The organism is Microcoleus sp. Aus8_D2 (assembly GCF_036702665.1).
In the GTDB taxonomy this organism is placed as follows: Bacteria; Cyanobacteriota; Cyanobacteriia; order Cyanobacteriales; family Microcoleaceae; genus Microcoleus.
Map to the genome: position 1 here is coordinate 1 of NZ_JAUBUN010000083.1, position 11,201 is coordinate 11,201.

The window sequence follows — 11,201 nt, forward strand, 5'->3', positions numbered from 1 at the left end:
ATGCCCAATGCCCACCCTTCGACTTCGCGAGCGGGCAAGATGCCCAATGCCCAATGCCCAATGCCCAATGCCCAATTACCTTTGATTTCGGTTGGTACTATAAACCACGATCGGTCTGTCAATTCCTTTAAAGCGGAAATCTCCCATCGGCTCAAAACTTTGGGGAAATCGCAGCAACTTGTAAGTAGCTTCGCTCACCACGCATTCCCCAGGCAGACAAATTCCCTCCATCCGAGCGGCCAGGTTAATTGTCGATCCCAACACAGTATAATCAACTCTTTTAGAACTGCCGACATCCCCAATAATCGCCTTGCCGCTGTTAATAGAAATCCGCAATTGCAGCGGTTCGCCCAAACTGTTATTTGCATTGAGTTCGTCAAGACGGTTGAGCATTCCCAAAGCTGCCGCCACAGCGCGATCGGCATGATCCGGTTGAGGTTCTGGCGCTCCAAAAAATGCCATAATACAATCTCCAATAAACTTATCTAAAGTTCCTCCCTCCCCAAAAACTTCTTGCAGCATTTCCTCAAAAAAATTGTTCAGCAACCGGGCAATTTCAGGAGGACTCAACCGTTCCGACATCGCAGTAAAGCCAACAATATCTGCAAACAAAATGCTGATTTCGCGTTCCACAGGCGGCAAGCGGTGGTTAATTAAAGTCCCCGTATTCATTAAATGCTGGACAACAGCCGGAGAGTGATAGCGTTCCAATCTTTGCCGCATAGTTTCTTCGGTGCGGAGTTTCTGTGTCAGCAGCCACCGCTGCACGCTAGAAGCGACGATATTTCCTAAAGCTGAAAAAAAGCTCAAGTCTTCATCTCCGCCCAGATACCACTCTCTAGAAGTCAGTTGAGCGTCGCCGTAAAGCACTCCAAAAACTGTATTTTCATCCCAGAGAGGAACAGCTATCGCCGTGCGAATTCCTTTATCGATCATGCTCATATTGTCGTCAAACTGTTCATCAAACTGAGCGTCGGCAGTTTTGAGTGCAACTTGTTCTGCCAATACTTTGCGGCAAATAGTGCGACCGATCCAACTGCCGTCAGCGGGCATATATTTATTTTTAGCTGTGGGTCTGGCAGCGGTTTTAACTACTTCTAATTCGCCGTTATTTCTGAAGTCTATTAACAGCGCTAAACGTTCAATATTCTTGATGTCGCGGAACACGATATTCTGGACTTGATAAAAAATTGCTTCGATGGATTCAGCAGTGTTCAAAAATTTAGCGATATCGACCAAATATTTTAAACGCGAGATTGCTTGTTCGTAGTTTTTTTCGATTTTTGTATCGGGTTCTATCCACTGTTTTTGCAGTTCTTTGGCTTTGCCGAGGATTGTAACTCCTTCGGGCATGGTGCCGATTTCGGGAAGTTGGGGGTCGGAGCGATCGGGCAAAACGACAATCAAATTAATCCGGTGTCCCAGATAAATCACATCGCCCTGATTGACTAAGTGAGGGTGGTTGAGGGGACTGTTGTTCAGTAGCGTCCCGTTGGTACTGCCCATATCCTCAACTAGCCACTCCCCTGAAGCTATTTTAAACAAGCGGGTGTGGTGCCGGGAAATATCAGAAAAAGGCAGTTGCAAATCGCATTCTAGCAACCTACCGATAATAAATTCCTCGCCTTCGACAGGCACGGTTTTTTCGATGATTCCATTAATTTGAAGTTCCAGATTCAGTTCATTCATACACAGCACCGCTGTTGAATATTCAAGGCTTTGATAAGACTTGAATTCATCAGATCAAATCTCCTACAAGTCTTATAAAGCCGGCGGCAACTCCAAAGTAAGCTGACCCAACACACCTGTTCTAAAATCGTTTAACATCTGCCGCGCCGTTCGTTCGACATCTCCTTTATACCTGTCTTTTGCTATCTCGTGCAAATAATCTTCACCATTACAAGCTCCTAGCTCTAATTTATACCGGGATTTGAAACCAGATACTGATATCAATGTGTCATCAGCCGCCTCCAGCGCTAGGAGCAAATCTACCATAGCCGCGGCTACTACCTGATTGTCGTAAGCTGCTTCGCCAATATCTTCGCAAATAGCTAATTTTAGGGCATTTTCTTGATTGTTAATCCGGGTGGGGATTACTCCGGGGGCGTCTAGTAACTCAATTTCGTCAGAAATGCGAATCCATCGGAGGGATTTAGTTACTCCAGCTCTGCGGGCGCTGTCTACCACTCTGCGCCCTAAAAGCCGATTGATTAAAGCAGATTTTCCGACATTTGGGAAGCCAATCACGACGGCGCGGACTGGACGGGGTAGCATACCTCGATCGAATCTACGCTTATTTAGCTGCACCCCAGCCTCCTGGACAGCATCGGAAACATCGTGTACTCCTTGACCGTGCTCGGCATTCGTAAAATAGGCAGTTTCCCCCTGAGACTCAAACCAGGTTTCCCACGCCTCGCGGGTTTGAGGAGTAATCATGTCCATGCGGTTGATGACCAACACTCGCGCCTTACCGCCCACCCAGGTTGGCATTTGGGGGTGGTAAGTCGCTAGTGGAATGCGGGCATCTCGGACTTCTAGCACCACATCTACCCGCTTTAGCTGTTCTTTTAATGCCCGTTCAGCTTTGGCAATGTGACCGGGATACCAGTGAATTTTCATTAGTTATTAGTTATTAGTCATTAGTCATTGGTCCTGCCGTCATTGGTCATTGGTCATTGGTCATTGGTCATTGGTCATTGGTCATTTTACCCGCTCGCGAAGTCGAAGGGTGGTCATTGGTCATTGGTCATTGGTCATGCCGTGCTGTCCCCGAAGAGCGAACGTTATTAGTCATCAGTCATCAGTCAGCAGTCCTTAGTCAGGGCGGATTTACAAATACCTTGGATTTACATAATAGATACGGATGAACCCGCCCCTACAGAATCTACGTTTATTTAGTCGGACATGACATCACACCTGACTAACAACTAATGACTAATGACTCATGACTAATGACTAATGACCAATGACTAAGGACTAAGGACTAAGGCACAATCAAAACTGCACAAGGAGACAGATTGATTACCCGACTGGTAACGCTGTCAGACGCCCCATCGTCAGTTAAACCCATCCCCCGACAGCCCATCACAATCAAATCTGCCCCAACTTCGTCAGCCACATCACAAATCGTGAAAGCAGGTTTGCCTTCTCGTTCGATAATTTCAGCTTCAATTCCCTGCTGGGAAAACATCGACTGGGCCTCAGACAGCAGTTTGGCGACTGCTTCGGGGGAACTCATCACCTCTCGCGGCGCCTCGCCCTCCTCGGCTGGAGGTTCGACTACCGACAGAATTACTAAACGAGAGCCGTAGGTTTTCACGATATTGACAACCTTTTCCGCCGCTTCGCGGGCTTCTCGGCTTTGATCTACAGGAAATAAGACAGTCTTGAACATAGTTCGCATTTCCCGGACACGGACTCCGATAAAATGTTTACGTTGAGCCAAATCAGTGCCGTTTGTTTCATCTTCCGTTTTTTGTACGGGCGCGGTTGAATGCGCCCGAGGCCCCAAGTGCAAGTGACGAGTGCCGCCATTTCAACGGAATTAGACAAAAACACAAATATTAGGAGGTTAATCCTGTGACAAAAAAAACTGTAGCAAATTTATCGGCATCGGACTTATCTGGCAAACGGGTATTGGTGCGGGCGGACTTTAACGTGCCGCTCGACAACGGCAATATCACCGATGATACTCGCATCCGGGCTGCTCTGCCGACTATTCAGGATTTAGCGTCGAAGGGCGCTAAGGTCATTTTGTGCAGTCACTTCGGGCGTCCCAAGGGTGTGACGGAGAAGTTGCGCTTGACTCCGGTTGCTAAGCGGTTGTCGGAATTGTTGGGGAAGGAAGTCAAAAAGACTGATGACTGTATCGGTGATGAAGTGGCTGCTACTGTGGCGGCGATGGCTGATGGCGATGTGGTGTTACTGGAAAATGTCCGCTTCTACCCTGAAGAGGAAGCAAATGACCCGGAATTTGCCAAGAAGTTAGCTTCTGTTGCTGATTTGTATGTGAATGATGCTTTTGGTACGGCTCACCGGGCTCACGCTTCGACTGAGGGTGTGACTAAGTATCTGAGCCCTTCTGTGGCTGGGTTTTTGATGGAGAAGGAATTGCAATATCTCGGTAGTGCGATCGACAATCCTCAACGTCCCCTAGCTGCTATTATTGGCGGTTCCAAGGTTTCCAGCAAGATTGGAGTCATTGAAAAACTGCTCGAAAAGTGCGACAAATTGCTGCTGGGAGGCGGCATGGTGTTCACGTTCTACAAAGCTCGCGGTTTGAATGTTGGCAAGTCTTTGGTGGAAGATGACAAGTTGGAACTGGCGAAGTCTTTGGAAGCTAAGGCGAAGGAACGGGGAGTTACTTTCCTGTTACCTACTGATGTGGTAGTTGCTGACAAATTTGCTGCTGACGCCAACACTCAAACTGTCTCTGTTGAAAGCATTCCCGACGGTTGGATGGGTTTGGACATCGGCCCGGATTCTGTGAAAACTTTCCAAGATGCTTTGGCCGATTGCAAAACTGTAATCTGGAACGGGCCGATGGGCGTGTTTGAGATGGAGAAGTTTGCTGCGGGAACGGAAGGAATTGCTCATTCTTTGGCTGGAATTACTAAGACTGGTACTACCACGATTATCGGTGGTGGTGACTCTGTGGCGGCGGTAGAACAGTTGAATTTGGGACCAGAAATGAGCCACATTTCTACTGGTGGCGGTGCTAGTTTGGAACTGCTCGAAGGTAAGGAATTGCCTGGTGTTGCAGCTTTAGACGAAGCTTAAATCTTCGGATAGAAGGTAGAAGACAGGATGCATAATTCAAGATAATTGTCAATTAAAAAAAACTGATTTTTTTAGTTTGCTATCCTATTGAAATTTCTGCCTTCTGCCGGCTTATATGGTCTCCACTAGAACCAGCCTAATAAAATTGGTTCGTAGTGAGGACTTTAGTCCGCATCCAAGAAAGGACTAAAGTCCTCACTACAAACCTTTTATATTGGAGTTATTGAAGGTCAATAATATAGCGATCGCAAATTTTGCGAGTATAATTGGTCTGAAGTGGCAGTGAGGTTTGTTTGTGAAACTTAAAATCTTGGCAAGTGTAACGGCAACTGTAGCAGTTTTAGCGCCGTTTTTGCTGGCAGCTCCCGTCAAAGCTCAAAATCCGGATCACGTCCAACAGTTGCTAAAAACTAAGGAGTGCGAGGGCTGCGATTTGAGAAATGCTGATTTGTTTAAGGCGAGTTTGTACAGAGCTAATTTAAGAGGAGCTGATTTAAGCGGAGCTAATCTCTACGAAGCTAATTTGCTAGAAGCAGATTTAAGTGGTGCTAATTTGGCGAATGCTAACTTGGTTAATGCGGAGATGTACGGGGCTGATTTGGACAGCGCTAATTTGCGAAATGCGGATTTGTCTAATGCTTTTTTGGGGCGGGCTAATCTGACGAGATCTGACCTGCGCGGTGCTAAACTTTTTAATACCAATTTGGGCGAAGCTTATCTGCTGCAAGCTAATTTGTCGAATGCAGATTTGCGCCGTTCGCTGCTGTTTAGAGTGAATTTGAATCGCGCTAATTTAAGCGGGGCTGATTTGTCTTTTGCTGACGTGCGCGACACTAATTTACAGAATGCTATTCTTTCAAATACCAGGCTTCCTAGAACTCAATTGGCGGGGACAAATATCGATGCGGCTAATAACGTGCGGCAGGCTGATTTGGAACGTGCAAATTTGCGGGGTACGAATTTGGGGCCGATGGTTTGCGTGACGACGAGTTTTCCTTATTGTGTTTTGAATTTAGATTAATATCAGGTTCGCTCGAACGACGACAATCAGATTGGTTTGTAGTGAGGACTTTAGTCCTCATAATCTGAGGACTAAAGTCCTCACTACAAACCGTTTTTATTGCGGGTAATTAAGGGCTGGCGGGCCCTAAGTTGAGACCGGAGCTAAGTTTGAGGTGGTTTGTATCCCCTTTCTAGGGCAAATCTCACAAGCTGGGCCCGATTTTCTAACTGTAGTTTGCTGAAGATGCTGCCTAGATGAGCTTGGACAGTGCGAGGGCTAATAAACAGTCGATCGCTAATTTGTTTGTTAGTATAACCCTGGATCACCTCCCAAAAAACTCTTTCCTCGGCTGGTGTTAGAGGCAAAGGTGCAGGGTTCGGCAATACTGCGACAACTATTGGCTCCACCGCCCTGGCGTTAGAAGTTTGCAGCAGTCGGACTATCTCGGAGTGTATGCGGTGGGAGCGCTCTAACTGCGCTTTCACCTTAGCCAAGATTTCTTCAGAATGAAAAGGTTTTACCAGATAATCGTCAGCGCCGATCGCATGACCTTCCACTTTTGACTCAATCTCGCCTTGACCAGATAAAAATATAAACGGGACTAACTGTCCTAAACGGGTAGTGCGCAAGCGGCGACAAAACTCAAACCCGTCCATTTCCGGCATCATCACATCTGAAATTACCAAATCTGGGGGGGCATTTTCAAAAATCGAGAGCGCCTCCATCCCTGAATTAGCGCATTCAACCCGGTATCCTTGGCTTTCCAGGTACATTGCTAAGACTGTTTGACAGTCTGCTTCGTCATCAACTACTAATATTCTTTCCATGAGGGCCTTGCACCAATTCCAGTTGACAGTTCTTGAAACTGCGGCTCCCAAAGTAGGAACTTAAATGAGTTTACCTGCTGCAACTTGATAAAGGCTCCCAATTTCAAGACGCCACAATTCCTCAAATAGTCCAATTACGGGCGCCGAGCGAATAAAATGAGAAGAAGTTGAGGAATGTTGGGCTAAAATCTCCTTTTTTATTCATCTCTCCTAAAAAGCTACAACTTTTTAGGAGGGAGCGTCAACTTTTCCGCAGAAAATAGCTGCTAACAGAAAGAATTTCATTTTATTATACAGAAATCCTGGTAACACTTACACTATTCCTAGACCCGACATACTAAGGTTTTTAGATTTTTCGGCTTCGGAGACAGGTACAAAAGGTATAACACGAGCAGGTGCTGCTGCTGGGGGCTGAGCGAACAAACGCTGGTCGGCAACCAACATACTTTCAATTACCACTGCCGGTTCCGGGCGGCTGAACAGATACCCCTGCATAATATCGCATTGGTGCTGTTTCAAGAAAGCTAGTTCTGCTTCTGTTTCTACTCCTTCGGCAATTACTGTCATATTTAAGCTGTGACCCAGTAAAATTACTGCTGTGGTAATAGCTGCATTTTGAGCGTCTTCGTTGGCATTTCGCACGAAAATGCGATCGATCTTTAAGCTGTCAAAAGCAAATTGCTTGAGATATCCTAAAGTAGCATAACCGGTACCGAAGTCGTCAATGGCAATCCGAATTCCGAGAGCTTTCAGTTCATTTAATGTTGCGCCTGCGACTGTGGCATTTTCTACCAGAGCGCTTTCGGTCATTTCTAATTCTAAATTAGCAGGCTCCAAGCCTGTAGTTTCTAATATTTGCACGATTCGGGCCTTGAGTTCTGGGTCGGATAACTGCCGGGCCGACAAATTTACTGAGATGGTAAAAGGCGAGAACCCCGCCGCCAGCCAACTCGCGGCTTGGGCGCAAGCTGAAAGCAGCACCCACTCGCCAATCTGAATAATTAAACCTGTTTCTTCGGCTAAGGGAATAAATTCAGCCGGAGAAATTATACCTCGATCGGGATTTTGCCAGCGCACCAAAGCTTCAGCGCCGATAACTTGTCCGGTAGCAATATTCACCTGCGGCTGATAGTATACCTGAAATTCACCTTGTGCTAAAGCGCGACGCAGGAGAGCTTCCAGAGCCAACTTTTCTGGAGAGAGGACACAAACCTTTGTAGAGTCGTTAGCTAAATCTTTGAGTCTGGCTTCTGCTTGGTGAAGCGCAACTGTCAGCGGTTGGGTAATAGTTTGCCGTTTCGAGACGCGAGAAGCGATCGCCCCCAGCAATTCAGCCTTAGTAAACGGCTTTGTCAGGTAATCGTCAGCCCCCAATTCCATCCCCCGACGAAAATCGGTTTTGGCACTTTGAGCCGTGAGGAAAATAAATGGAATTGTGGCCGCCAGCGAGTTTTGCCGCAGAGTCCGCAATACGTCATAACCGTCGATTTCCGGCATCTGCACGTCGCACAAAATCAAATCGGGGATCTCCGAAAGTGCCATCTGCACCCCAAATCGACCGTTTTCTGCCACGATAACCCGGTAGCTGTGAGATTCCAGGAGTTGCACAAGAGTCTCCCGGATTAATTCGTCGTCTTCAATGACCAAAATTTTGAGCATGATACTTAGATAACAGATGGCACTATATATCAGAACCTGACTAACTCTAGCATACTCAAACTTTACAGTTACTGATTAGGCCAATTAGCTAATAAATCTTTAGCCATTTGGCTAAAGATTTTCTCTCGGTTCTTAAGTCACAATCAAAGAAGTGGGCAAATTCGCAAGAGTTCGATCGCTTTCAAGGGCATAAAACTGTTGCGCCCGACTATTTTGATAAATTTTATGACAAAATATCGGTTGTTTCTCATAAAAAATGCCACCCACACTTTCACTGCACGGATGGCGGCAAGCTCTAGATAATTTCGGGTCAATTAGCTCTAAAAAAGTGTTCGATCGTTCTGACTTCAGTCCTCAGATGGATGCGGACTAAAGTCCTCACTACAAACCAATTTTATTGTCTCGATCGAGAGGGACATCATGTTATGCACTGGATTAATTCACAGGCTTAGTAGAATTCGCGCAAAACTTGTGATCTACAATTCCAGAATTGATGTTGACAGCCTGCATTGATGATGACGGAATGATGAGGTCTTGCGGAACTACAACTGTCTTTTTGCAAACCAACTCACTGCTGCCTACAGAGGCAAAGTTCCAAGCATAAAATTCGGGATTGCTGACTGTCGCACTGGCAGAAGATAAACCAAATGCAGTCACTAATACTAATCCCAAAGTTACTAAAGCTACGATCGCGAATCTCAGCATATTCTTTTTGTAAACCGGAAAATTTACCCGCTCGGGATTACCTTATTATTGCCCGATCGCCCTCAAGGCGTCAATAGCCATCCGTCGATTTGAGATTTGAGATTTTGGATTTGAGATTTATTTCTCCAGATGAGTCAGGAGCTTGAACGGGAGTCTAAAATTTTCGCCCGCGACAGGAGTCAGGGGCTTAGATAAGTTTTTGGGCGGGGGTTATTTCGTCTCCAGATTCAACTCGTAGGCGATCGGCTCGGATGACTGAGAAACCACCACGAATTCATAAAAACCAGCATCATCCAGAGTTCCCGACCAACTCACCTCCTCTGCATCTTCTAGTAGAGCCTTGGCTTTGTTGGTGCGCCCAGGAGAATAAATTGATAGCAGAGTCGATTTGCGCGGAGCTTGCAAACTTACGCTCAAAATCAGATTTTGGGCGAAGCGGGCAATGTAAGCTTTGCCTTCTCCGGGTTTGAGATTGCCCGTGAGGGTTTTGCTGTTCGCTCGGCGGTCAAATTCGACGCTTTCGACAGTTGCTCCAGCTTGCAAAGATGCGAGAGCGTCAGCGGTAATTGCTTGCCAAATTTGTCCCATGGGCAAACCGATGATATTCTTATTCCGCGGCTGTTGTGGAAACCAATAAAAAAACTTCGCATCAGCTAAATCGTACAGCGCCCGACTGCTCAAATTCAGCTTGTTAACCTCCGTTTTCGAGCGATCGAGATCGGCGGTATCGTAACTGCCCAACCGCGCTCTAGCATCGCTGCTGAGGTTTTCCAACTTGTCGAGCAATTCGTCGCCGATTTTCTGCCACCTTTCGCGCCATTGGCGATCCTCATCGCCTTCTTTTAACAGCCTCCCGTTTAATTCTGGGTATTTGGCATAGAAACTCTCATCTACAAGGTTGACATAACTGGTGTAGAATCGATCGTCAATTTTGAGATCGGAGTAGCGATCGCGCAAAGCATCCTCTTGCTGCTGCTTCGGCCCCGGAGTCACCGGAATCCTTTGCACTTTTGATTGCAGGTTGACCACGTAATTGCCCGCAAACCAGCCAACTCCGCCCATACTCGAAAGCACCGCCACTACGAACAAAAACATTTTCCAAGCAGGCATCTTGTGCTGATGGCCGATCGTCGCCACTCGCACCGGAGTTCCCGGCAGTTTCGGGGGAGGGGCTGGCACGGGTATGGGCGATAACTCCGGCGGTGGCTGCGTGAGTCCAAAATCCGGCGGTGGGGATGCTTGCGGCTGCGGCTGTAAAGGCGGATTCCCGGAGAGAGCGAGCAAAACCTCGCGAGCCGAGGAGTAACGCTGGTTCGGCTGCTGAGCGAGCATTTTATCCAGCACCAGGGACAAATTCGGAGAGAGAGAACAGTCTGCCCGCCAGTTCCAATTCAGCGTCTGACTGTCGAGCAATTGATGCGGTTCCTTCCCCGTCAGCAATACCAAAACCGTAGCCGCCAGAGCATACAAATCGCTGTGCGGAGACACAATCCCCATTTGCATCTGTTCGACGGGAGCATAGCCGAGTTTGCCGATGCGAGTCGCGGGGGTGGGAGTGCCGTTAGCTTCAGTTTCAGCAAATAGAGATTCTACGGTGGCGGCGATTTGTTTGACTCCGCCGAAGTCTATGAGCACGGGCATTCCGTCAGACAAGCGCAGAATCAGGTTGTCGGGGGAGATGTCGCGGTGAATGACTCCCAAGGAGTGAATGTATTCGAGGACTGGCAAAATCTGGATCAGCAGTTGATTGACTTCTGCTTCGATGAACCGCAAACCCTGACGCTTGCGGGCATCCAGCAGAAAGCGGTAGTTTTGACCTGGTACGTAGTCTTGGACGAGAAATAAGTAACCTCGATCGACTATACTGACGCGAAACATTTCGCGGAAGCGCGGGATTTGATTGTGTTGCAGCTTGTAGAGCACTCCGGCTTCGCGCTCGAAAAGTTCCTCGGATTTTTGTAAGGCGTAACTTCCTTGTACTTGGGGCGCAAATTCTTTTAAAACGCAGGGTTCGTTAAATCGGTGGGCATCTTCAGCGAGGTAGGTGCGCCCGAAGCCGCCGTGTCCCAATTCGCGGACGATGCGGTAGTGGTTGTGGAGAGTTATGCCGGGGTAGATGGGATTGTTCATTGGAACTTGCTGCGTCGGATGTTTACCGAAATTATTGGGTCTAAAGCCCCGTCCTTCTAGGACGGCTTTTTCTTAGTGAGCGACCGTATAAACTCTCT

At 47.4% G+C, this 11,201-nt stretch carries 9 protein-coding genes; 2 read left to right on the top strand and 7 right to left on the bottom strand.

The genetic code is table 11. From position 1 onward, the window contains the following. Positions 1 to 75 precede the first annotated feature (75 nt). From QUB64_RS32370 to QUB64_RS32380, 3 genes are all read right to left on the bottom strand, one after another. Entirely contained in the window at positions 76 to 1,689 is a 1,614-nt protein-coding gene (locus tag QUB64_RS32370; RefSeq protein WP_333278595.1) for an adenylate/guanylate cyclase domain-containing protein, read from the bottom strand. A 72-nt stretch (positions 1,690 to 1,761) separates the two neighbouring features. Further along, complete coding sequence (gene ylqF / locus QUB64_RS32375; protein ID WP_333278597.1) at positions 1,762 to 2,619, bottom strand: ribosome biogenesis GTPase YlqF; 858 nt, start codon at positions 2,617 to 2,619, stop codon at positions 1,762 to 1,764. Positions 2,620 to 2,983: 364 nt separating this feature from the next. After that, complete coding sequence (locus QUB64_RS32380; RefSeq protein ID WP_293131349.1) at positions 2,984 to 3,394, bottom strand: universal stress protein; 411 nt, start codon at positions 3,392 to 3,394, stop codon at positions 2,984 to 2,986. Positions 3,395 to 3,579: 185 nt separating this feature from the next. Between QUB64_RS32380 and QUB64_RS32385 the strand changes: the two genes are divergently transcribed. Together QUB64_RS32385 and QUB64_RS32390 are read left to right on the top strand one after the other, a co-directional pair. Further along, entirely contained in the window at positions 3,580 to 4,779 is a 1,200-nt protein-coding gene (locus tag QUB64_RS32385) for a phosphoglycerate kinase (protein WP_333278600.1), read from the top strand. A 295-nt stretch (positions 4,780 to 5,074) separates the two neighbouring features. After that, positions 5,075 to 5,800 (top strand): pentapeptide repeat-containing protein, encoded by a 726-nt coding sequence (locus QUB64_RS32390; RefSeq protein WP_333278602.1) that lies wholly within the window; start codon positions 5,075 to 5,077, stop codon positions 5,798 to 5,800. Between the two features lie 143 nt (positions 5,801 to 5,943). Here QUB64_RS32390 and QUB64_RS32395 read toward each other — a convergent pair whose 3' ends face one another. The 4 genes from QUB64_RS32395 to QUB64_RS32410 form a co-directional block, all read right to left on the bottom strand. Next, complete coding sequence (locus tag QUB64_RS32395) at positions 5,944 to 6,609, bottom strand: response regulator transcription factor (protein ID WP_333278604.1); 666 nt, start codon at positions 6,607 to 6,609, stop codon at positions 5,944 to 5,946. A 312-nt stretch (positions 6,610 to 6,921) separates the two neighbouring features. After that, a complete protein-coding gene (locus tag QUB64_RS32400; protein ID WP_333278606.1) occupies positions 6,922 to 8,268 on the bottom strand; it encodes an EAL domain-containing response regulator in 1,347 nt (448 codons plus the stop codon). A gap of 435 nt (positions 8,269 to 8,703) precedes the next feature. Then, complete coding sequence (locus QUB64_RS32405; protein WP_333278608.1) at positions 8,704 to 8,973, bottom strand: hypothetical protein; 270 nt, start codon at positions 8,971 to 8,973, stop codon at positions 8,704 to 8,706. A 210-nt stretch (positions 8,974 to 9,183) separates the two neighbouring features. Beyond that, entirely contained in the window at positions 9,184 to 11,103 is a 1,920-nt protein-coding gene (locus QUB64_RS32410) for a serine/threonine-protein kinase (RefSeq protein ID WP_333278610.1), read from the bottom strand. Positions 11,104 to 11,201 lie beyond the last annotated feature (98 nt).

Bases quoted from the DNA above. Each gene is read 5' to 3' on its own strand.
- QUB64_RS32370 (WP_333278595.1), bottom strand. From the start codon at position 1,689: ATGAATGAACTGAATCTGGAACTTCAAATTAATGGAATCATCGAAAAA.
- ylqF (WP_333278597.1), bottom strand. From the start codon at position 2,619: ATGAAAATTCACTGGTATCCCGGTCACATTGCCAAAGCTGAACGGGCA.
- QUB64_RS32380 (WP_293131349.1), bottom strand. From the start codon at position 3,394: ATGTTCAAGACTGTCTTATTTCCTGTAGATCAAAGCCGAGAAGCCCGC.
- QUB64_RS32395 (WP_333278604.1), bottom strand. From the start codon at position 6,609: ATGGAAAGAATATTAGTAGTTGATGACGAAGCAGACTGTCAAACAGTC.
- QUB64_RS32400 (WP_333278606.1), bottom strand. From the start codon at position 8,268: ATGCTCAAAATTTTGGTCATTGAAGACGACGAATTAATCCGGGAGACT.
- QUB64_RS32405 (WP_333278608.1), bottom strand. From the start codon at position 8,973: ATGCTGAGATTCGCGATCGTAGCTTTAGTAACTTTGGGATTAGTATTA.
- QUB64_RS32410 (WP_333278610.1), bottom strand. From the start codon at position 11,103: ATGAACAATCCCATCTACCCCGGCATAACTCTCCACAACCACTACCGC.